General features: G+C 51.6%; 18 protein-coding genes. 6 read left to right on the plus strand and 12 right to left on the minus strand.

Annotated features, from left to right (window positions below):
• Positions 1-11: 11 nt before the first annotated feature.
• The 7 genes from folE to ACNA05_RS02730 all read right to left on the minus strand — a co-directional run bounded on the left by folE (position 12) and on the right by ACNA05_RS02730 (position 7,555).
• Positions 12-584 carry a GTP cyclohydrolase I gene (gene folE, locus ACNA05_RS02700; RefSeq protein WP_415809837.1) on the minus strand — a complete coding sequence of 191 codons (573 nt, stop codon included), beginning with the start codon at positions 582-584 and terminating at the stop codon, positions 12-14.
• A gap of 52 nt (positions 585-636) precedes the next feature.
• Complete coding sequence (locus ACNA05_RS02705; protein WP_415809838.1) at positions 637-1,065, minus strand: DUF1499 domain-containing protein; 429 nt, start codon at positions 1,063-1,065, stop codon at positions 637-639.
• Positions 1,066-1,129: 64 nt separating this feature from the next.
• The gene (locus tag ACNA05_RS02710) at positions 1,130-2,170 is read right to left on the minus strand and encodes a YheT family hydrolase (RefSeq protein WP_415809839.1); all 1,041 of its coding nucleotides are present in this window, start codon (positions 2,168-2,170) and stop codon (positions 1,130-1,132) included.
• Positions 2,171-2,337: 167 nt separating this feature from the next.
• Positions 2,338-2,973 carry a hypothetical protein gene (locus tag ACNA05_RS02715; protein WP_415809840.1) on the minus strand — a complete coding sequence of 212 codons (636 nt, stop codon included), beginning with the start codon at positions 2,971-2,973 and terminating at the stop codon, positions 2,338-2,340.
• A 373-nt stretch (positions 2,974-3,346) separates the two neighbouring features.
• The gene (locus ACNA05_RS02720) at positions 3,347-5,371 is read right to left on the minus strand and encodes an acetyl-CoA carboxylase biotin carboxylase subunit (RefSeq protein ID WP_415809841.1); all 2,025 of its coding nucleotides are present in this window, start codon (positions 5,369-5,371) and stop codon (positions 3,347-3,349) included.
• Positions 5,368-6,018, minus strand: coding sequence for a hypothetical protein (locus ACNA05_RS02725; RefSeq protein ID WP_415809842.1), 651 nt, complete (start codon positions 6,016-6,018; stop codon positions 5,368-5,370). The genes ACNA05_RS02720 and ACNA05_RS02725 overlap by 4 nt, the downstream gene beginning before the upstream one ends.
• A 4-nt stretch (positions 6,019-6,022) precedes the next feature.
• A complete protein-coding gene (locus ACNA05_RS02730) occupies positions 6,023-7,555 on the minus strand; it encodes an acyl-CoA carboxylase subunit beta (RefSeq protein ID WP_415809843.1) in 1,533 nt (510 codons plus the stop codon).
• A 235-nt stretch (positions 7,556-7,790) separates the two neighbouring features.
• On the opposite strand from ACNA05_RS02730, the gene ACNA05_RS02735 reads away from it, so the two are divergent.
• Positions 7,791-8,885 (plus strand): efflux RND transporter periplasmic adaptor subunit, encoded by a 1,095-nt coding sequence (locus tag ACNA05_RS02735; protein ID WP_415809844.1) that lies wholly within the window; start codon positions 7,791-7,793, stop codon positions 8,883-8,885.
• Positions 8,882-12,172 (plus strand): efflux RND transporter permease subunit, encoded by a 3,291-nt coding sequence (locus ACNA05_RS02740; RefSeq protein WP_415809845.1) that lies wholly within the window; start codon positions 8,882-8,884, stop codon positions 12,170-12,172. The genes ACNA05_RS02735 and ACNA05_RS02740 overlap by 4 nt, the downstream gene beginning before the upstream one ends.
• A gap of 8 nt (positions 12,173-12,180) precedes the next feature.
• On the opposite strand, the gene ACNA05_RS02745 is transcribed toward ACNA05_RS02740, so the two are convergent.
• Positions 12,181-13,182 carry a hypothetical protein gene (locus ACNA05_RS02745; RefSeq protein ID WP_415809846.1) on the minus strand — a complete coding sequence of 334 codons (1,002 nt, stop codon included), beginning with the start codon at positions 13,180-13,182 and terminating at the stop codon, positions 12,181-12,183.
• Positions 13,183-13,244: 62 nt separating this feature from the next.
• Here ACNA05_RS02745 and ACNA05_RS02750 point away from each other — a divergent pair, with 62 nt between their 5' ends.
• Positions 13,245-13,892 carry an LOG family protein gene (locus tag ACNA05_RS02750; RefSeq protein WP_415809847.1) on the plus strand — a complete coding sequence of 216 codons (648 nt, stop codon included), beginning with the start codon at positions 13,245-13,247 and terminating at the stop codon, positions 13,890-13,892.
• A gap of 7 nt (positions 13,893-13,899) precedes the next feature.
• Here ACNA05_RS02750 and ACNA05_RS02755 read toward each other — a convergent pair whose 3' ends face one another.
• Positions 13,900-14,361: a GAF domain-containing protein gene (locus ACNA05_RS02755; RefSeq protein WP_415809848.1), complete on the minus strand. Its 462-nt coding sequence runs from the start codon at positions 14,359-14,361 to the stop codon at positions 13,900-13,902.
• Between the two features lie 44 nt (positions 14,362-14,405).
• Positions 14,406-15,398, minus strand: a complete 993-nt coding sequence (locus ACNA05_RS02760; RefSeq protein WP_415809849.1) for an NAD(P)/FAD-dependent oxidoreductase — start codon at positions 15,396-15,398, stop codon at positions 14,406-14,408.
• 306 nt (positions 15,399-15,704) lie between these two features.
• On the opposite strand from ACNA05_RS02760, the gene gap reads away from it, so the two are divergent.
• From gap to ACNA05_RS02775, 3 genes are all read left to right on the plus strand, one after another.
• Positions 15,705-16,715 carry a type I glyceraldehyde-3-phosphate dehydrogenase gene (gene gap / locus ACNA05_RS02765; protein ID WP_415809850.1) on the plus strand — a complete coding sequence of 337 codons (1,011 nt, stop codon included), beginning with the start codon at positions 15,705-15,707 and terminating at the stop codon, positions 16,713-16,715.
• Between the two features lie 24 nt (positions 16,716-16,739).
• Positions 16,740-19,565, plus strand: a complete 2,826-nt coding sequence (locus ACNA05_RS02770; protein WP_415810108.1) for a phosphoenolpyruvate carboxylase — start codon at positions 16,740-16,742, stop codon at positions 19,563-19,565.
• 108 nt (positions 19,566-19,673) lie between these two features.
• Positions 19,674-21,515: a DUF885 domain-containing protein gene (locus tag ACNA05_RS02775; protein ID WP_415809851.1), complete on the plus strand. Its 1,842-nt coding sequence runs from the start codon at positions 19,674-19,676 to the stop codon at positions 21,513-21,515.
• 13 nt (positions 21,516-21,528) lie between these two features.
• Here ACNA05_RS02775 and ACNA05_RS02780 read toward each other — a convergent pair whose 3' ends face one another.
• Positions 21,529-22,194: a ChrR family anti-sigma-E factor gene (locus ACNA05_RS02780; RefSeq protein ID WP_415809852.1), complete on the minus strand. Its 666-nt coding sequence runs from the start codon at positions 22,192-22,194 to the stop codon at positions 21,529-21,531.
• Entirely contained in the window at positions 22,191-22,874 is a 684-nt protein-coding gene (locus tag ACNA05_RS02785) for an RNA polymerase sigma factor (protein ID WP_415809853.1), read from the minus strand. Before ACNA05_RS02785 ends, ACNA05_RS02780 begins: the two co-directional genes overlap by 4 nt.
• Between the last annotated feature and the right edge of the window lie 128 nt (positions 22,875-23,002).

The following is a 23,002-nucleotide window of genomic DNA, read 5'->3' on the forward strand; positions in this document are numbered from 1 at the left end:
TTATTTCCTATTCAGATACCGGCATCGATCATGCGAAGGAACTCCATACGCTGTTCAGACTGATGGAACTTACCAGATAAGGCTGTGCTGATCATACGATGCGGCGTCTTGATACCGCGCATGGTCATGCAGAGGTGCTCGCCCTTGGCCATGACGGCAATATTTTCGGTGCCGAGAATATCTTTTAACTCATTGGCAATATCAGATACCAACTGTTCCTGAAGCGTCAGCTTATGCGCATGTTTATGAGCAATCCGCGCAAATTTTGACAAGCCCAAGACCTTATCCTCGGCGATATAAGCGATAGAAACATCGCACCAGAATGGGAGCATATGGTGTTCACACATTGACCAGACTTTCATGCCTGTGACAGCCACCATCTGGTTATGCTTGACCGCGTCAAAGGTCGTATCAATTTTTCCCGTGTCATACTCAATAAACTCGCGCCAGAAATCCGCGATCCGGCGGGGCGTTTCCACCAGCCCTTCCCGGGTCGGGTCTTCGCCAAGGGCTTCCAGTAATTCCGTCGTCAGAGCTTTCACCCGGGCGTGATCAATTTTTTTTCCGTTCGTAGAATCTGACATGAATAGTCCTTTAGTGCACTCTCGGCATGTTTCAATGGGCGTCGTAAATCTTTTAAAGCGCGGCCCGGATGGCGGCAACTCGCTTTCGGTTTGCGCCGCGATCAGAATATCCGACGCGAGAGGCAGATCGAATGTGACAGAGCGCCCCATCGGCTCTCACTTCAACATCATCCACAAATTTAAACACCGCACTCATATAGGTCGCGGAAAGATATTTATCACTATGGGAGGTTATTACGCCGCCCGTATCTTTAATGGCCTGCAAGACATCTTCAAGTTTTGCCTGCAAGGGCTCTACGTATTTTTCAGGCTGCGTGCCCGGCTCTGAGCTGACGGCATTAGGCGAGGCTGGACACTCGGCCAAACGGCCGTTCACAAGGCCCTTGGATTTTCCTTTCTGGGAGAGCAGGCCTAAAAGAAAGAACAAAATCGACCCTCCAAGCGTTAAAATCAGAGCGAGCTTTATAATCATACCAAACATGTGGCGTGATCTAAGGGGTTCACCCATAAAGCGCAATCAGAATAGGGGGACATGAAGCCTGTTGTTAGTCGCCTCCAAAAACCATTTCGCTGATATAATCATCATACCAGGTCGGGCCCATCAGGCTCTGGAAGAAACCGTTATGGCCGCCGTGGTCATGAATAATGCGTCGGGCGTTTTTGTTTAGAACCAACTTCTCAATATCTTCTTCCGGTATCATGCCGTCATCGGCCGCAGTGATAATCGAAATCGGCAGCGGACAATATTCAAGATCATGCGGGTCGACGCGGTATGCGTTAAAATAGCTCTCCATATCCGGATAATCCGAATAGGCAGGCAAGAGTTTCTGAGTGATATCCAGAACCCGGTTTTCCGCCAGGATCGTGCTGAAATCATAGATATGCGGATAGAGCTCTTCTTTTTTACGAAGCGACTTCGTCCATTTCTTCATAAAGTAACGACGGTAGAGCCAATTCTGGTCCACTAAAGGCGACGCGCCCCATGGGTCGACAACCGGACTGATCGCCACGATATGTTTGAGGTTTCGAATTGTCAGGTCGCGGAGAGACCGCGCAATACGAAGGGCAAAATTCCCGCCTAGCGAAAAGCCGACGACATAAACTGGCACGCCGTCAGCCAGTAAAGCGGCCTGTTTGACGGCGTCGAAAACCTCGTTGAACAAAGTCGAATAAAATACGCCTTCATTTAAATGATGGCTATTTCCGTGATCGCGGTAATTGAGCCGAAATACGGACGCGCCCTGTTCATACATGTGCCGCCCGCTAGAGACGACATAGGTCGAATCTTGCGACCCTTCCCACCCATGGAGGAAAATGATGAGGGCTTTGTTCTCTGGATTGCGAGAATAGCTCCCTAAAAGACGCACCCCGTCATCACAGTTTATAATGCGTTCCTCCGCTGCGTCGAGCATCGGGTTTGGTCCGCGTTTACGAAATTTCATACTGGCAATGGCGGTCTGTACAAAGGCGCTACGCATCCAGATAGGAGGCTCAAACGGCGTTATTTCCGGCAATGGGTCGGCCTGGGCAAATGAATCATCCGCCTGTAAATTTTCGGACCGGGGCTGTTGAACAGTAGCTGTCATAGTCATGGCTCAATAAGTGCACACATTGCGACCTGCAAGTTTCCCAACAAGTCTAAACACAGTTTGTATCAAAACGCTTAAGACTCGTGCGCTCTAGTAGATGTGGGAATTTCAATAAAAAAGCCCGCAAAAAAGCGGGCCTTTTAAATCTTGGGTTTGAATTAGGCCTAGAGACTCTGTGACCGGAATTGCGTCAAAAAGGCTCCGTAATTTTGGTTTGCCCGGGGTTTAAACCCAAAGCGTTTCAAAGCCGCCAGAACTTTATCAGACGATTCAGAAGAGATTGCAATTGTTGTGAAGTCCTGTTCGTCCAATTTCATGGAAGAGACTTCGATCCGCAATTCATCGCTTTCAAAAATGCGGCGATTTAGCTCTGTCCGGTAAAATTTACTCTTTTTGGACAAGGCGTCTGTCAGGCTCTCGGCATCTGCCACCGAGGAACAACAACCGCGGAAGCGCGGAATATAAGTTCCGATCATGGAAGACGTTGTTCGCTTTAGCGGGAAATCGGTTTTAATAGACCGCTCCCACTGCTCTAGGGGGCCATCTGTGCTAATCATGGAGCGGATTTCAAGTTGGTCGGAATCCGTCATACGCGTAATCATATTGCTTCGGCCAGGAACGATGAAATATTTGTCGTGACGTGTGTCTTCGGCTTGAAGTTCAAACTCTTCTTCGATGAGGTCCAGCGCTTCCGGGCGGTCCTCAAAAAAATTGCGCCACTGGTAAAACCGATCAGGACGATTGGCGTAACGGTGGGCAGCTGTTTTGGAAGAAATCGGACGAGAGTTATGGTAAAGCATGGGAACCTTTTTATTTTTATTTTGGGGGGCGGGTCGCAATAGGGGCAAAGCGCAACCGGGTCAGGACGAGGTCAAGCTTTGCAAAAAATAAAGCGTTAAAAAACGATCGCGCGAAAACGGGGGGCTATCGGACGTATTTTAAAAGTAAGCATAAAACTGCGAGTACCACAGCGTTAAGAAAATTGCAAGTTTTCTCCACAATTAGGCGCGTCAAAGTTAAGATAAGGTCAAATTAATTTAGTTTAAGAGCAAGATTAAAAGGTTTACCTACTTTTTCTGTCGTGCCCGGCGACCCCCAATTGAAATCGCTCCTGCCCGAAATGACAGGTAACCGCACCGAGCAGGCGTCGCCTGCGTCGGCGTGACTTTAAAGCTATTCCGTGACTTCAAATTCCATGATCACTTCGTCCACAGCGAGATTATCTCCTGGCGCGGCGTTGATTTTTGTGACCTTGGTTTTCTTCTCGGCGCGAAGGGTATTTTCCATTTTCATAGCCTCGACCACAGCAAGGGCTTGGCCGTCCTGCACTTCCTGCCCCTCTTCCACGAGGATGGAGACAATAACGCCCGGCATGGGGCATAGGAGCAGGTTGGACGTATCCGCCTCTTCCTTGATCGGCATGACTTCGGAGAGTTCAGCGGCGCGCGGCGTGCGGACGGCAACCTTGAACTCGACGCCGCGGTGACGGACGCGGTAGCCTTCGGGAATAGGCTCGGCCTTGAAGTTAAACGGCTTATTATCGACAAGCGCGATCACAAGCGGCTGACCCGGTTTCCACGCAGTCAGAACTTCCATCTCAATGGCCGCTTTCTCGCCGTCGCCTACGACGATTGTACGGAGACCTTTTTCGCCATTAATGTCGGCTGTGTAATTCAGATCACCGACCTGCACCGCCCATTCGTCGGGTATATGGCGTTGATGGTTCGGCAGGCTGCCTGAGATATTGGCGGCGCGGTGTTCAGTGATGTCATGCATCAAGGCGCAAATCGCGCCAATTTTTCGTGCATGGCCCGGATTGATGTCTCCGCCTTCAAACCCGTCAGGGTATTCGTCGGCAATGAAGGCCGTTGAAATGTCGCCACGTTCGAAACGGTCATGGTCGTAAACGGCCTGCAGGAACGGAATATTGTGGCCGATGCCTTCCAGCTCGAACAGATCCAGTGCGTGCTGCATGGCGTCCAGCGCGACCCCGCGATCTTCGCCCCAGGTACAGAGCTTGGCGATCATCGGGTCGTAATACATGGAGATTTCGCCGCCTTCAAAGACGCCGGTATCGTTACGGATAATAGCGCCGTTTTCTTTCTTGCCTTCGATGGGCGGGCGGTAGCGGGTCAGGCGGCCAATAGACGGCAGGAAGTTACGGAAGGGATCTTCCGCATAAATCCGGCTTTCAATCGCCCAGCCCTTCAATTTGACATCGTCCTGCGTCATGTTGAGTTCTTCGCCCTGTGCAGAGCGGATCATTTGCTCCACCAGATCGACGCCGGTAATTAATTCCGTGACGGGATGTTCCACCTGCAAGCGCGTATTCATTTCGAGGAAGTAGAAATTCTTATGCTTGTCGACGATGAACTCGACCGTGCCGGCGGAATCGTAATCCACGGCTTTGGCCAGCGCGACGGATTCCGCTCCCATGGCGGCGCGCGTTTTTTCGTCGAGAAATGGCGACGGCGCTTCTTCGATGACTTTCTGGTTGCGGCGCTGAATGGAGCATTCGCGCTCGCCGAGATAAATCACATTGCCGTGCTTGTCGCCCAGCACCTGAATTTCAATGTGCCGAGGCTCTTCGACAAATTTTTCGATAAAGATACGGTCATCGCCAAAGCTGTTCGCGGCTTCGTTTTTGGAAGACTGGAATCCTTCGCGGGCTTCTTCGTCATTATAGGCGATGCGCATGCCTTTGCCGCCGCCGCCAGCCGACGCCTTGATCATGACAGGATAGCCGACTTTTTGCGAGATTTTGACGGCTTCTTCGGCGTCTTCGATCAGACCCATATGGCCCGGCACGCAGGACACGCCCGCTTCTTTCGCCAGTTTTTTCGACGTAATCTTATCGCCCATGGCCTGAATGGCGTGCGGGTTCGGGCCGATAAAGGTGATGTTTTTCTTGGCCAGTAATTTGGCAAATTCGGGATTTTCCGAGAGGAAACCATAGCCGGGATGGACGGCGTCCGCGCCGCTCTCCTCTATCGCCGCCATGATTTTATCCATCACCAGATAGGACTGATTGGCTTGCGGTGGGCCGATGTGAATGGCTTCATCCGCCATCGACACATGTAGGCCATCTTTATCGGCGTCCGAGTACACCGCCACCGTATCAATGCCGAGCCGCTTGGCCGTTTTAATCACGCGGCAAGCAATCTCGCCCCGGTTCGCTATAAGTATTTTTTTGATCATGAAATTATGACTCTTGTTCTATTTGGCGCAATTTTGGAGAGATTTACATCTGCAAAATTTAGTTTCGCACTTATCGACTGCATCAAATTTTTTAGCTCTGAGAACAGATAATCGGTACCAAAATTCTGCAAAATCCCATTTTCTCTGTCGTATCTTTGAATGACGCAGTGACTTCTGTCGTGCTTCTGCCCCTCTAATGCGCGCCAAACGATTTCTCGTGAGGCTGTTTTATCGCTCTCAAAGAACCAAATATCCACGTCTTCGTCAAAATGTATGAACCTATTTCTTGCGTCTCGCATTGTAACCCAATTGTTTTGAGAGAAATTCAATAAGAAAAGTGAACGGAGAGCTTCCCCTCGTTTCTTACTAAATTCTTTTTTCTCTTTCTTTCTCTTAGGGTTTTTTTCTGTAATATCTCCTCGACAATTTGGAGCAAATATATTTGCTGTTTGCGCACATGACCTGCACAGTAACTGGACAGAGTCCCAAACTTTATCTAATGTCAGATTAGAAGTTTTTTGCTCGCTATTTTTTCGCAACACTTCGTAAGAAAACACAAAATCGTCCATGCAGTCTCGGATTTTTAATAAGTAGAAACTGAGCAGCATTTCGTTCTCAATAACAAACTTTTCATCTAAATCCTTCATAGCCCTAAAGCGGCAAATTCCCGTGCTTCTTCCACGGATTGTCGAGCTTTTTATCCTTGAGCAGGGCAAGGGCGCGGCTGACGCGTTTTCTCGTGCTGCGGGGCTGGATGACCTCGTCGATATAGCCGCGTTCGGCGGCCCTAAACGGCGACAGGAACATCTCTTCGTAATCGGCGGTATGCTTGGCGATTTTATCGGTGTCGCCGAGGTCTTTGCGGTGGAGGATTTCCACCGCGCCCTTGGCGCCCATCACAGCGATTTGCGCCGTTGGCCAGGCATAATTCAAATCGCCGCGCAGGTTTTTCGGGGCCATGACACAATAGGCGCCGCCGTAAGCTTTGCGCGTAATGACGGTGACTTTTGGCACGGTCGCTTCGCCGTAAGCGTAAAGCAATTTCGCGCCGTGTTTGATAACGCCGCCAAATTCCTGAGACGTTCCCGGGAGGAAACCCGGCACATCGACGAGCGTCAGGATCGGAATTTCGAAACAGTCGCAGAAGCGGATAAACCGCGCCGCTTTGCGGGACGCGTCCGAATCGAGACAGCCCGCGAGGACCATGGGCTGGTTGGCCACAACGCCGACCGTTTGACCCTCTATACGGACAAATCCGCAGAGAATATTTTTGGCAAAGTCGCGCTGAATTTCAAAGAAATCGCCCTCATCCGCAATTTTAGTGACAAGCTCTTTCATGTCGTACGGAATGTTCGGATTGGCCGGGATGATGGTGTCGAGGCTCTCGTCAATGCGGTCATGCCGATCAAAGAACGGACGCACTGGAGAGCGGTCACGGTTATTGAGCGGCAGGAAGTCGAACAGGCGGCGGATTTCCGCCAGCGCTTCCATATCATTGTCAAACGCGCCGTCCGCGACGGAGGATTTTGTCGTGTGGGTTTTCGCGCCGCCCAGTTCCTCGGACGTTACGACTTCGTTGGTGACCGTTTTCAGAACGTCAGGGCCGGTCAGGAACATGTAAGAGCTGTCGCGCACCATGAAAATAAAATCGGTCAGCGCCGGAGAATACACCGCGCCGCCCGCGCTCGGGCCCATAATGACGGAGATTTGCGGCACAACGCCGCTGGCCATGATATTGTTCTGGAAAACGGAAGTATAACCGGTCAGCGCGGCCACGCCTTCCTGGATACGGGCGCCGCCTGAATCCTGCAGGCCGATAATTGGCGCGCCCTGCTTCATCGCCATTTCCTGCACTTTGCAGATTTTCTGGGCGTGGGTTTCAGAAAGCGAGCCGCCAAAAACGGTGAAGTCCTGTGCGAAGACGAAAACCTTACGGCCGTTAATTGTCCCCCAGCCGGTAACAACGCCGTCGCCCGGAATGTGTTTTTTCTCCATGCCGAAATCGGTGGAGCGGTGTTTGACGAACATGTCAAACTCTTCAAAACTCTCGGGATCTAGCAAAAGCTCGAGCCGCTCCCTGGCGGTCAGCTTGCCTTTGGCGTGTTGCGCGTCGATGCGGGCCTGGCCGCCGCCCATTTTAGCTTCGGCGCGTCTCGCCGTCAGCTGTTGAAGAATATCGCTCAAACCTAACCCCCGGTCAGTCAAAATCTCTAAAAAAACCACGTTACTAAGCATAACAATAAAGGCAAGTGTGATTTCGCTCAATCCCAGCTATCTATTTGACTAGATAAAAGCACACATTCAGTTTCGTTGCCCGTCTTTACAGGATTATCATTAGAACTGCGCGACTTTATGTCTTATGCACCGCCGCACAGGGACGGGCCAGAATGCCGTACCCATAAAGGCGAAAAGCAGAGCCATGAAGCTTAATAAATCATTTCTTATTGCCGGGGCCCTTTTGGCCTTCATTATCATTTGGTTCATTGTGAATAATCTCAATGAAGAGCCGCCGGCTATCGGAAAGACTCAGGCCGAAATTCAGAGTGAGGCCCAAACGAAAATCCCAGCGGTTCAAGTAAAGTCTATCCAAGCTCAAGAGCATGAAAATGTGCTGGAACTCTACGGCCAAACCGAGAGCGCGCGCGAAGTTACGGTCAAGGCGCAAACTTCCGGCCTCGTGGTGTCTGTCCCCGCCGCAGAGGGCCGCATCGTAAATAAAGGCGCGCTCGTCTGCCGTCAGGATGTCGACGCCCGCGCCGCCATGGTGGATCAGGCGCGCGCCAATCTGAAATCCATCGAGAATGATTTGCGCGGAGCGCGTGTCTTGGCGGAAAAAGGCTTTCAATCGGAAACGCGCGTTATCGGGTTCGAAGCCCAAATGGACGGCGCGAGAGCAAGCTTAAAACAGGCCGAAATTGAACTGGATAATGTGAACATCCGCGCGCCTTTCCAAGGCGTTTGGGAAGAACAATTGGCGCAAGTCGGCGATTATCTGTCTCCGGGGCAGCCTTGCGGTCTTATCGTGGATTTATCACCTCTGAAAGTGATTGCTCAGCTGACAGAAAAACAAGTCGGTTTGGTCTCTCCGGGCGAGACGGCTATTATTGAACTCGCCACCGGCGAGACCGTCGAAGGTAAAATCGACTTCATCGAAGCCAAATCCGACACCGCCACCCGCACATTTCGCGCTGAAATCCTCGTCCCGAATGAAGAGTATAAGCTTAAGGCCGGCGTGACCGCGACAGTACGTATTACTGCCGGTAAAACGACAGCCCAACGGATTCCGTCTAATATCCTGACTCTTAACGATGCGGGCGAAGTCGGCGTACGCTATCTTGATCGCAGTGATGTTGTGCGCTTTGCTCAAGTTAAGGTTATTGATGAAACGCCGGACGGGTCATGGGTGACTGGCCTGCCTGACGAGACGCGTATTATTATTGAAGGGCAGGATTACGTGGCGGTCGGCCAAACGGTTGAGCCGAATGCCAATTATAATCAGGCGGCCACGCAATGAGCGATCCAGACGATCTCGGCCCCGCCCAGCGAAATGACGGGATGTCGCCAAATGCCAAAGGCTTTCCAGGGATAGTCGGATTTTCAATTCGCAACTGGCGGATGACGCTGGGGATTATGCTGTTCGCCGTGATTGGCGGAATGCTCGCCATGAGCCGCCTGCCTTTGGACGCAGAACCGGACATTCCCGTCCCCTTTATTAATGTTCAAGTTGTCCTACCGGGTATCTCGCCAGAAGACGCAGAGCGTCTCCTCATTCGGCCCATGGAGACCGAACTTAAATCCATTGACGGCCTGAAAGAAATGAACGGCATCGCGGCGACCAATGTCGCCTATATCGTTATGGAATTTGAAGCCAGTTTCAATCAGGACCAGGCCATGTCCGATGTTCTGGAGAAAGTCGACCGGGCCCGGGCCGAGTTTCCGCAGGAAGCGCAAGAACCCGTTGTCGAAGAAATCAGCACATCTTCTCTGCCCATTATTACGGTAAACCTCTGGGGGGACGCGCCGGAGCGCGAGCTTCAAAAACGCGCTAAAGATTTGCAAAGGCGGCTGGAAAGTCTGCCATCGGTCTTGGAAGCCAACATCTCGGGTGAACGGACAGATGTTTTGGAAGCCGTTTTAGATCCGGCCCGAATAGAAAGCCTCGGCATTACCTATGACGAAATTTCCGCCGCTGTCGGGCAAAACAACGCCCTTGTGCCAGCCGGAGCATTGGAAACTGAAAGCGGCAAATTTAACGTCAAAGTTCCTGGATTGATTGAAAACCCGGAGGATATGAGCGAGTTGGTTATAAGGCGCAGCGATGGCGGTGCGATTGTTAAACTCGGCGATATAGCCGAAGTTCGGCGGGGCTATAAAGATGTCTCTACTTTCGCGCGGTTTAACGGACGGACGTCTGTCTCTTTAGAAGTCTCAAAACGACAAGGTGAAAACATTCTAGATACGTCTGATCGGGTTCAGGAACTGGTTGACGAAGTGATTAGTGCCCCTGAATGGCCGAACACGATTAATGTCTCCTACAGCCAATCCCGTTCGACCTATATTAATGATATGATGAGCGAACTTTCCGCCTCTATTGTCAATGCGGTTATCTTGGTCTTTATCGTTTGTATTGCCGCTCTGGGCTGGCGGTCCGCCCTCTTTGTGGGATGGGCTATTCCGGCCAGTTTCCTTATCGCTTTTGCTCTATTCTACATCCAAGGCGAGACGATCAATATGATGATTCTGTTCGGCCTTATTCTCTCGGTCGGAGTTTTGGTGGATAGCGCGATTGTTATTGTCGAATTTGCCGACCGGAAAATGGATGAGGGGCTCGAGAGGCTTGAAGCCTTTAAAATGGCGGGCGAGAGAATGTTCTGGCCGATCATGTCCTCCACGGCGACAACACTGGCGGCGTTCCTCCCGCTTTTGTTCTGGGACACGCTAACCGGTAAATTCATGGCCTATTTCCCTCGCACCATGATTTATGTGCTCTCGGCCTCGACACTCATGGCGCTTATTTTTCTACCGACCTTGGGCGCTAAAATCGGCTTCCGCGGGAAAAAGAAAAAAAGTGACAATGCCGCGCTTCTGGCCGCCGGCGAAGGTGACCCAGGTAAACTGAGCGGCATAACAGGCGTCTATGTCGGCATTATCCAAAAGCTTGTTCGCGCCCCGCTTCTGGTCGTGACAGGTATGATTGCCGCCACAGTTTTCATCATTTTCGCCTTTGGCGCCAGCTTGAAAGGCCCGCCGCCAAAGCCTGTTGAGTTTTTTACCCAGACCCCGTCAGATCAGCTTTTCATTCTTGCGCGGGCGCGCGGCAATACAACCCCGCAGCAAGTGCTGACCATCGGCAAAGATATTGAAAACCGCATAAAGGACATTCCCGGAATTGAATCTGTTTACACCGTGGCCGGGGACGGCGCGATAGGACGCGGGGGCGGCAGCGCCCTGACCGGGCCCTCCAACGTACCGTCCGATACAGTTGTTAAAGTCTATACCGAGCTTTTGCCCTTTGCCGAACGCCAGAGCATTCCGGATATTGTCTCTGATCTGGAAAGCGCAACGAGCGGCATTCCCGGGGTTATCACCGAAGTCACCGCAATCGATCAGGGACCGCCCATCGGGAAAGATATCGGGATACAAATTTCGACCGAAGATAAAGACGCCCTAGTGAAAATCACCAAACAAGTTCGCGAAAAATTAGAATCCATAGAGGGCGTCGTTGATATCGAAGACACACTTCCTCTGCCCGGAGTGGATTGGGAAATTGTCGTTGACCGGGCCGAGGCCGGACGCCTTGGCTTGGACATTGGGCGCATCGGGGCGGCCGTACAGTTTGTCACCGAAGGCGCTTTAGTCGGTCAGTACCGCCCCCTTGACGCAGAGGAAGAAGTAGACATTCGCGTCCGCTATCCAGCCTCTGCGCGGGATTTGGCGGCGCTCGATAGTCTGCGAATCCAAACGCCATCCGGCGCGCTTCCCTTATCCACCGTAGTGACCCGGGTTGCTAAATTCAGGCAAGACCAGATTGAGCGGAGAGACCTTCTCCCGTTCTATGTGGTTCAGGGAAATACGCAGAAAGGCTACGCCACCAATGTTCAAGTCGATGAGCTGACCCGTTGGTTTAACGAAGAAGCCGATCTCCCGCCCACGGTAAAATGGAAATTCCTTGGCCAGCAGGAAGAAAATGCCGAGGCCGGGCAATTTGCTGCCACCGCCATGCTTGCTATCCTTTTTATGATGGGCGTTATTTTGCTCCTGCAATTTAACAGTTTCTATCACGTCTTTTTGACTCTGATGGCCGTCATCTTGTCAGTCTTCGGCGTGATATTGGGACTGACATTTTATCCCTATATTTCAATGATCCTCACTTTGACGGGGGTAATCGCTCTGGCCGGAATTGTGGTGAACAACAATATTGTTCTTATTGATGCGTATCAGCGCTTTCGCGAACATGGCTACGAGCCAGTGGACGCCGCCGTGCGCACAGCGGCCCAACGTCTTCGCCCTGTTTTTCTGACGACGCTGACGACCGTTGTCGGGCTCATGCCGCTTATCCTCGGGTGGGGCGCGAATATATTCACCGGAGAACTTGACACGCGCGGGACGAGCACGTCCGAAATCTGGGCCCCTATCTCTTTTGTGGTGGCCAGCGGCCTGGGCTTTGCAACCATTTTGACCCTAATCGTTACGCCTGTCCTACTAGCAGCTCCAACGGTCTTGGACGAAAGAGCCAAGCGGTTTTACGGGAAGTTAAAAGATTACAGAGCTAACAAACGCGCCGCTGAACCCGCGGAGTAATTAGGCTCTTACCCTTTGGGCGGCACAATGGCGTCAGCGTCGCGGGGCGCGAATATCACCGTATTCTGAGCTCCCCCGCCCAATAGGGCCCGGCGCACTTGCCAGCGAAACGGTTCAAATTGAACCATCGGAATATTGGCTTGTGGTAAAGTGACAGGAGGGAGTCGTTCAAACGGCACAGTCACTTGCACGCGCTCCGCATCTGGCCTGATAAGTTCAGCCCTGACTTCATATTCTCCCATAGGCAACATTCGGCCCGCAATGAAATTCCACCTTCCGCCTGCCCCGACACGTGTATCACCAATGACGGCCTCGCCGGCATAGAGACGCACCCGGCCTTCCGCGCTGGTCGTGCCGGAGAAAATCACCCCCCCTCCATCATCATATTCTATCGGTCCCATAGTGAGCGGGCCTTCGGTTGGACTACCGCCAAAGGGGGATCTGACAATGCGTGTTGGTCCTCCCGGAACGCTAACCATGATAAGTGTCGGTCTCGCATCCGGTAATGAAACGGGAAGAAATTCGTTCTCCCCCGTTATGCTTGGTGCAATATCTTGGGGCGCAAGCTCTTGGGTGGTTCTTGGCAAAACAATGCGATAAACTGTTTCGTCTCCCCGGATAGTTACGCCGCTTTCGGTAAAAAGCACGGCCTCTATGACCATCGGCTGGTCGTCAATCGCATCAATCGAGACGACCCAATTGCCGTTAGAATCCGATTTGATTTGTCGCACTCTTTGTCCGCGATTGGAAATAATCACGACCGTATCAGGTTGAGCCGTGCCAGAAAGGCGCAGCTTCTTGGTATTATTCTCCTGATATTCAATGACATCCTGAAACAAAGTCGGTGCAAGGCCGATCGGGTCCGCAGTCTCGGCTATAACCGGCGGTGGGTTTGGCGAGTCCGTATCCGACAAACGGGATAACACATCGAGCATTTGCAAAATCACAATAAGAGCGACCGCTAGAAAAAGCCCTCCAATAATGATCCATATAATGCGGGCCCTGAACATTTATCGGTATCCTCTTTCACAGACGCTTGATTGCCTCGGTCATCAAGGCATAAGGGTCGATGATGACAAATAAAACTGAAAAATCCGAAAGCGCTCAGAAAACAGGCGCTATGACCCTTTGTGTGTTTTGCGGCGCGAGCCCCGGCAATGACCCGAAACACATGGCGTTAGCCAATCATTTGGGCGCGGAAATCGCGCGGGGCGGGCACAAACTTGTTTACGGCGGAGGCGGGCTCGGCCTGATGGGGGCGGTCGCCAGGTCTGCCCATGAAGGCGGCGCGCATGTAACAGGCGTTATGCCGAACTTCTTGAAAGAAGCCGAAAAAACTGTGGCGGGCATTGAACACGAATTCGTCGAAACCATGCACGAGCGGAAAATTTCAATGTTTGATCGGGCCGACGCTTTTATAGTTTTACCCGGCGGGATTGGAACATTGGAGGAAGCGGTCGAAATTCTGTCTTGGCTGCGCCTGAACTTGCATGTGAAGCCAATTATTTTCCTGAGCGATACAGGCTATTGGGAAACGCTACTCGCGACATTTCATCATGTCGTCGACGCTGGCTTTGCCTCTGCGTCGACGCGGGATGATCTTCTCTCTGCCACTAGCGTCAAAGAGGCGTTTGAAATTGCCGAAAGAGAAATAGCACAGCCGCGCCCACGCGAGCCGCTTAAATTGGATGATAAAGACGAGCTGAAAAAGCGCGTTTAGCAGCGCGTTACGCGTGCAAAATGTCCGCGATAGCCTCAAGGCCTTTTTGATCCTCGGCGTCAAATGAGTTCAAGGAGGTGCTGTCCACATCCAAAACAGCGGCCAGCTCTCCTTTTCTATTCAATACAGGAACGACGATTTCAGAATTTGTCTGGCTGTCACAGGCGATATGTCCGGGAAAGGCATGAACATCGTCCACAATGAGCGTCTTTTTTTGTGTCGCACAGGCGCCGCAAACCCCTTTGGAAAAGGGTATACGGAGACATCCCAATGTACCCTGATAAGGCCCAACAACAAGTTCGTTTTCCTTAAGCGGGTCGACTTCGTAAAACCCGGTCCAAAAGAAATAGTCAAATTTCTGAGCCAACAGGCATGAGGCCGTGGCGTAACGCGCCGTCATAGACGTTTCGCCCTCAATCACGGCTTGGATTTCTTCGAGGGTCTCTTGATATTTTTGAGCTTTCGTCATGAGCGGGCAGATAAGGCTTAGTCAGCCGACTTGCAAGATGCGCCTCACCTCTTTTGAAGAATATAATCCGCAACAGCAAAGCCTGACATCGCCGCGCCCTCAACCCGTCCGCCTTGGCACCAGTCACCAATGGCAAAAAGATTTTTATGCGGGTCACTGAGAAACGGTTGTTCAGGCGAGGTTTCGACACTCGCATAGAGCCAACGGTGCAGGCTGATATGCTCTGGCTGGGTCAAATCAAGCCGGGTCAAAGCCGCTGTAATTTCCATCATTATTGCACGTACGTCCTCCGGATTTGTCTTAGCATGCGCATTAGACCATTCCGGTGCGGCGTGAACCACCAATGTCCCTAAATTATTGGCCCGGCCCGGCTTCGCACTATTGATCGCTAACCAGGCCACCGGCAAATCGCTTACCCGCAAGCTCTCCCAGCCGAGATCAATAGGGCTTTTTAGTCCAACCATCAGGGCGAAGCAGGCGTTCATCTTGGCCGAAGCCAGCAGCTCTCGATCTTTGAAATTTTCAGGAAGTAACTTAACAGCCTGTTCAGGCGGCGCCGTACAAATGACCATATCAAAGCCGCTTCGGTCCTGACCTGCCCCGCCGTCTGAATCCTCAAAGCCGACCGTCCAGAGGCCGTTTTGATCGCGATTGAGCGACGATACTCTATGAAGTTTTATGATATCTAGCCCCTTGGCCAGATGTTTGGCAAAGCTGTTCATTCGCGGCGCACCAACCCATCGCTCCCCTCCGGTATCGGTGGTGAGTAGCCCTTTTTTTAAATAGAGGGCCCGCCCGTCCCATCGGTCAACGGCGCGGTCTTTTTTCGCCTCGCTCAAAAGTTCACGAAACCTGTCTTGCGTGGCTGTGAAATATTGCGCGCCGTGATCATACTCAAACGGACCGTTATAGCGGGTGGATAGACGTCCGCCGACGCCGCGCGACTTTTCGAAAAGGGTCACGCTCAGTCCGGCATTGGTCAGTTCTTTCGCAGCGCACAAGCCGGAAACGCCGGCGCCAATTATTGCAACTCTCATTTTGAGCCTCTTATAAATTCAGTCTTGTCAGATTTTTCATTGTCTACCAGTTGATACGGAGTAGGGCTTAAAATGGGCAAATAAATAGCATTGGTTAGTCCAGTAACACTAATTTACATTCTTTAATTTTCTCAACGCCCCGAAACACGAGATTGGCCTTGACTTAAATGACGTCGTATAGTGGAACAAAATGCAGTTTCGGACATAAATTTCCGTAATGAATGACAGCGCTGTCAAGATAATATATTGCGTGTAAAAACGATTCTAAAAATTTAATCGCGTTTTTAGCTTTTAAAAGGAAATAGTATGACCACTCGCCTCGCCATTAATGGATTTGGACGCATTGGCCGCAACGTGCTGCGCGCCCTTTATGAGCAAGGCCGGGATGACCTCCAAGTCGGTGCGATTAACGATCTGTCGTCTACGGATAATTTGGCCCATCTTCTGAAATACGACTCCGTTCATGGGCGGTTCCCCGGCACAATCAAAGCCACGGAAAATAGTTTGGATATTGGTCAGGGGCCTATTCAAGTCACGTCCGTGCGCAATCTGGAAGACCAAAACTGGGCGGATAATCAAGTCGATATCGTTTTGGAATGTACCGGAATTTTCACGGCCCGCGACGCAGCGGCAAAGCATCTCGACGCCGGCGCGAAGCGTGTGCTTATCTCCGCCCCCGGAGCCAATGCTGACAAGACGATTGTTTACGGCGTTAATCACGGCACTCTGACCAAAGACGATCTGGTAGTTTCAAACGGGTCCTGCACCACCAATGCGCTCGCGCCTCTGGCAAAAGTTCTCAATGACTCATTCGGAATTGAATCGGGGTTCATGACCACTGTTCATTCCTATACGGGTGATCAGCCTACGCTCGACACCATTCATCGCAAAGATTTCAACCGGGGCCGCGCCGCCGCGCTTTCCATGATTCCAACCTCGACCGGAGCCGCCAAAGCCATCGGTCTCGTTATGCCGGAACTGAAAGGTAAGCTCGATGGCAAAGCTATACGCGTTCCCACCCCGAATGTGTCCGTTGTGGATCTGGTGGTAAACACCACCAAATCCGCTTCGGTCGAGGACGTCAATGCAGCCTTCACCGAGGCCGCCAATGGCCCGTTGAAAGGCATTTTACAAGTGATTGAGGATCAGACCGTCTCGATCGATTTCAACCACGACCCGCACTCTTCCAGCTTCCTGACTGGCGAAACCGTCGTCATGCATGAAAAGATGATCCGTGTCCTCAGCTGGTATGACAATGAATGGGGATTCTCCAACCGTATGCTTGATACCGCTGCGGAAATAGCGAAATTTTTATAAGGTACTAAGATCATTACACGCGCAATAAAATCCGACGAACTTCTAAAGCGGCTACAAGAACGGCTCGCCGAACACAAACAAGACATGAATGAGGATCCGCAGGCGAATGCTGTGAAGGTCCTTGCCTATGACATCTCCAAAGATGTCGAAGAGCGTAGAATTGCCTTTCGGCATATTGAAGAACTGGTCAAACAACTCTCGGATAGAGGCGCCATAGAGCGTATTCGACGCCTTCGACGCCGCTCAGGACTGGATCAAATCGATGCCTTGGAAGCGGCCGTTTCGGATATTGCCAAAGCGCAAGCTGCGAATGGCTGGGAGAGCTTCAAACTCTGGGCCGAAAAACCCGGCTTGGGTATTGTGTTGACCGCTCATCCTACTTTCTCGCTTTCCCGCGATATCCGGAATTGCCTTGGCGCCCTCGCCTCCAAAGAGGACGGTGAATTTGACGAGGAAGCGGAAGAGTTAAAGTCTTACCCCTATCTTCCGAAACGCGCCCCGACGCTGACTGAGGAGCATGAAGATACACAAGCGACTTTAGAGCGCATTCAGGGCTCCCTGAACCGAATTAATCGTAAAGTCCTTGATATTGCCCGCGAAAGCTTTCCCGACAGCTGGCAAGACCTGACCCCGCATTTGGCAGATGCCTATAGCTGGGTTGGATATGACATTGATGGGCGCACGGATATTTCATGGGGAGATGCCTTGCGTCTTCGCCTTTCGGAAAAACATACCCAGCTCGGGCGTTATCTGAAAATGGCGCAGGACCTTCAATCCAAAGGCAAACTCGAAGCCAAAAGTGAAGCCGCTCTTGAAACGCTTATCGACAAGTTGTCGGATGCGCAGTCCAGCGCCAAGCGCGATCTGGCCCTGTTTGAAAAAGATATCACCCAGCCGGAAAATCTGGTGGCTGCGGCGAATAATCTGACCCGCAGTTCCAACCGCCGATTTACAAATCTTGATCTGGCAATTGAGTTAATCGACAAAGCCATTGCCGGAGCAGATGAGGATTTGGCGTCCAGCCTTATCATTCTGCGGGCCCAAATGGTCGCCTTTGGATTAGGAACCGCGCGGATACATTTCCGATTGAATGCACGCCACGTTATTTCGGCGATCCGGCCTATTTTTGGGATGGATCAACAATCATCCGATAATAGGACTTTGCTCAATAAAGCGACTAAGCTGACAAAAGCTGTCAAAGCCCAACCCGTTAATTTCGCCTCGCTGGCTCTCGAGAAAAGCACCGCCCATGAGAAGATGATTCTCTCGGCGCAAATGCACAAATATATTGATGACAAGACGCCTATCCGCTTGTTGATCGCGGAAACGGAAGACAGTCTCGTCCCGCTAGGCGTATTATATCTGGCACGTCTCTACGGTCTGGAAAATCACCTTGATATCTCTCCGCTTTTTGAAACGGCGGATGCGCTCAATAATGGCGGGCGGATAATCGGCAAGATGCTGAGCAATCCGGTTTACAAAGACTATGTGAAATCTCGCGGCGTTTTTGCAATCCAAACGGGCTTTTCAGATGCCGGGCGGTTCATGGGACAAATTCCTGCGACCCTCGCAATTGAGCGGCTTCACTCCCATTTTGCCCACCAGATGGCGAAAAATGAAATGAAAGACGTTACGGCGCTCGTCTTTAACACTCACGGCGAAGGTCTTGGACGGGGCGGACATCCGGGAAATATTCAAGAACGGGTTGATTATGCCATGAGCCCTTGGGCCGTGCGCCAGTTTGAAAAACGCGACATCCATTTATGTCATGAAGTAAGTTTTCAAGGCGGAGACGGATTCCTCTGGTACCAGACTCCTTCGCTCTCTGATGCAACCGCTCAGTCTCTCGTGGCAGCGCGTTACGCCGATCGGAGCGAAGCCGAGGACGACAGCTTCTATACCGAAAATGATTTTTCTTGGGATGTGTTTCGAACCATTGGATCAGAACAGGACAGTCTTTACCGCGACCCGAACTACATAACAATTCTTGGCGGATTTGGTCAGAACCTCCTCATCCCGACAGGCTCTCGCGCCGTTAAACGGGCCGCCCCAGGCAGCGGAGCAGATATGTTCAATCCGCGCCAATTACGCGCCATCCCGCATAATGCCATTTTGCAGCAATTTGGAGCGCCGGCGAATATTATTTTCGGCATTGGCCGGGCCGCCGCAATTGACAGCGAGAAATTTGAGAACCTGCTGGAAACCTCCGCGAGAGCGCGGTCTATTTTCGGGCTTGCTGCCACATCCATGAGCCGCACCCAGCTTTCTGCGCTCACGGCCTATGGCCGCCTATTCGATCCAGGCTTCTGGATCAGCCGCGCGCTTTCCGGCAATGAGCCTATTCTGGCAGACCGGTCTTTGATTGTGGCGGAAACGCTTAGCCAATCTGCGTGGCGCTCGCAAATAATGGACTTGGCCAACCGCCTTCGCATGGATCAATTTAATGCTTTGGCGACCCTAGGGAAAAGCGATCTAACCTGCACGGATTGCGATCCGGAAACACTCAAAATATTGCATGCGCTGCGCTTAGCTGTCGTCATGAAAATGATGATTATCGCGACGGATTTGCCCGCCATCGGAGATGACAATACGTCTCAAATGAATGTGTTACAGAGGCTGCAAACCTTCCAGATTGATTCCATTCTGGAAGACCTACGCCAGCGTTATCCTGAAAAACGAGACGCGCTGAGCTGGACCGAAGATCTGGTTGAGAAGTCAGGCGTCAAAGTCGGCGGCTCCGGCGGCTATCCGCATATCTCGGAAACAATTATCGGACCGCTTCAAAGAGCGTCCGAATTGGTGCGCCAGATTACGATTGCGATCACGCACCATTATGACGCCTACGGTTAGAGCTCGACCACGGGGCAAGCTTTTATAAAATGCGCCTCTCCGAGCGTTTGATTTGCTCGGACAAGCGTGGCAGATATTCGAAGGTCTGAAGCTTTATAAAGGCCTTTTATGTCTGTTTCCCGTCGTACCCTTCTTCAAACCTCTGCAGCGGCCGCCGCAACATCCGCCCTCGCCTTTACCGGATGCGCCACGCAATCCACCGGAACGGCGCCGCAGTCCGATATGGATTTGATGGATCAAGCGACAGATCTTATTCTGAATGCCTACCCCGAGACAGCTTCGAGCGCCGGAATTGATACGGGTAAATATCGTTATCTTAAATCTCAATTGACTGACAGGTCGCCCGCCGGACAAGCGGCGATTGAAAGTGATGTGCGGGCTATGCTCGCCAAATTAAATCAGGTTGATACGGCGGCATTGCCAGAGGATGAAGCGCTGACATTTGATGTGGTTCGATCCGTATTTGAGACGACGGCAGAAGGATTTGATCTGCCTTACGGCGATGTCGCCTTGCTGAATTCAAACTGGTCTTATCGAAACAGTCCCTATGTCGTCGCCCAAAATACCGGGGCCTTTGTTGAAATTCCCAGCTTTTTAGATTCGTCTCACGCCATAGAAGAACATTCTGACGCGGATAGTTATCTCTTGCGGATGGAAGCGTATGCCCAGCAACTGGACGGAGAGACGGCTCGCGTTCGGGAGAACGGGGAGAAAGGCGTAATCCTGCCAGACTTCCTGATGGAAAAGACACTTGGACAATTAAGAGACACGGATGCTAAACCCGCCAAAGACTGGAGTATTGTCAAAACGCTTGCGACGAAAACCGCAGAATTCGGCACGCCCTTCGGGGAAAGAGCGGCGCTTTTGGCAGAGCAAAAAATCCGTCCCGCTATCAAACGCCAAATTGCGGCTCTGGAAAACCTTGCCCCGCGTGCAACGTCCAATGCGGGCGTTTGGGCTCTGCCGGACGGTGACGCCTATTATGATTGGGCTCTGAAAGCCAGTACGACAACAAATATGTCCCCGGAAGAAGTCCACCAAATGGGGCTGGACGAGCTTAAAGAACTTCACGCTCAAATGGATCCCATTCTTCGTTCAGCGGGTTACACCACCGGGTCAGTCGGCGAGAGAATGACGGCTTTGTCCAAAGACCCACGTTACCAATTCTCTGAAGGCGATAAGGGTCGGGCCGAGATCATGGCCTTCATTGAAGAGACCCTCACGGATATTCGCGGGCGAATGCCGGAAGCGTTCGAAACCCTCGTTCCGGGCTTTCTCGAGGTCACGCGAATTGCCCCCGAAGTCGAAGCGGGCGCCCCGGGCGCATATGGCGGTGCGGGGTCAATCGACGGCAAGAAACCCGGGCATTTCTGGATTAACCTTCGGACCACAGATCTGCACAGCAAATTCAGCCTACCCGATTTGACCTATCACGAAGCCATTCCTGGCCATGTCTGGCAGGGCGAATATACATTCAAACAGCCGCTCATCCGGTCCCTCTTGGCGTTTAATGCCTACTCCGAAGGTTGGGCGCTTTACGCCGAACAAATTGCTGATGAGCTTGGCGTATATGACGACTTCCCGATTGGGCGCTTGGGTTATCTTCAATCGCTGGCCTTCCGGGCTTGCCGCCTGGTGGTCGATACGGGACTTCATGCCAAGCGTTGGACGCGGGAAGAAGCCATCGATTGGTTTGTCACAAATAATGGGTCAAACCCCGAAGAAGTTCGGAGCGAAGTCGATCGTTACTGCGCCTGGCCGGGACAAGCCTGCGGGTATAAGGTCGGACATAGCGCTATCGTCGGACTGCGTGCCAAGGCGAAAGCCGAATTGGGTGATAAGTTCGACTATAGACGCTTTAATGACGCCGTTGTTCTGGGCGGCAGTGTCCCGATGACCGTGCTCGGCGAAGTTATCGACAAGTATATTGAGCGGGAAAAACGCGCTTGATTAAATACATGAATTAAATCCCGACGACCTTCTGCACGATTTTCGGGATCCAGCTTTTCATTACCAGCGGACCTTCGGTCATCACAAGGCAGATACAGTCGTCACCCTCATCAATATGGGGGGCGTGAGTGACTGTATCATCTTCGATATGGAGGTCGCCGCGGCGATAGGTTTTATCGCCGATACTATAGCTTCCGGTCAGGATCAGAGACCATTCTTCACCTTTATGCGAATGTTCAGGCATTTTCATGCCACCTTTAGCCTTTAAAAGGTAAAGCCTCTCGCCGTCCTCATACCGGCGGTTGCCCAGAACATCATGTACGGCGACGCCCGGAACCATGGACCGCCATTTCATCTCTTGTAGGCCATGCCCTAAAACAGATCGCAGGGTTTTCGGAGCCAAGCCCTGCCCTATGGTCTGAGCCTCGTCACCGCTCTCGCCCTTGGGCAGATTAGCCACCACCCCTTCCAAAAATTCGGGAGACAAAGGCTTAGCGTCCGTTTGTTTTAAAAAGCTTGTCGCAATTTCTTCCTGAAAAGAAACCTCTTTGGCTACTTCTTCAGAAATTTCGCTTTGACAAGCCATTATTATATGTTTGGCGGGGCTAAGATTCCCTAGGGCGTAATCCGTAATGTACGCCTCGGACGTCACGACATTATTGTCCAACTGCAAGCTCATCGCATATTTCCTATCTGTCGAGCCATATTCGATTTTAAAACTTGAATAGCGCTTCGGATACGCGTTTTAACAGTACCTAGCGGAACACCGATTTCCGAGGCAATTTCTTTGTGCGTCTTAAATTCCATATAGGCCATACGGATCGCCGTCTGTTGTGGCTTAGACAAACGCGCAATTTGTCCTTTTAAAATGTCTGAATTTTCCTGTGACATGAAGTTATGTTCCGCCGACGGAACTTCATCATCTGCGATAATTTTCATGAGTTCAGGGTCACGAACATCCATGCGCCCATTTTTGCGTTTGTGATCTATCCAGCGATTGCGGGTCATTCTGTAAACCCAAGTTGCAAAACTGGCTTTTGACGGATCAAATTTATGGGCTTTCGTCCAAACCTTTATCATAATGTCCTGAACAATATCCTCAGCCGTGCCGTCTCCAACGCCTCTGGCCATAAGCCAGCCTTTTAGCTTGGGGCCATAAACTTCGAAAAGGTCCGAAAGGGCTTTCGCGTCTTTTCTTTCGGCAATATTATGCAGCCACTGTGCATCCCGGCGCGCAGCGCTGATACTCTTTTTAGAAGCTGTCCGGCCATAATTCTGGCCGGGTCCGGGGATGGGCATGTAAGTCTCTTCTGCCTTTGGTGGTTCCGAAGTCTTATCTTCCACAATCGACAAAGTCATGACAAATCCAAGCTGACAAATTGAAATACTCTATAAAACTTACGTGTAGCTAGAGGCCTTGGATGTTTCTTTTCTACTCTATTTCAAATTTTGTGACCTGTCCGCCGCATATAGCCACCTTGCCAAAC

It is taken from the genome of Litorimonas haliclonae (assembly GCF_965138505.1).
Classification (GTDB): domain Bacteria; phylum Pseudomonadota; class Alphaproteobacteria; order Caulobacterales; family Maricaulaceae; genus Litorimonas; species Litorimonas haliclonae.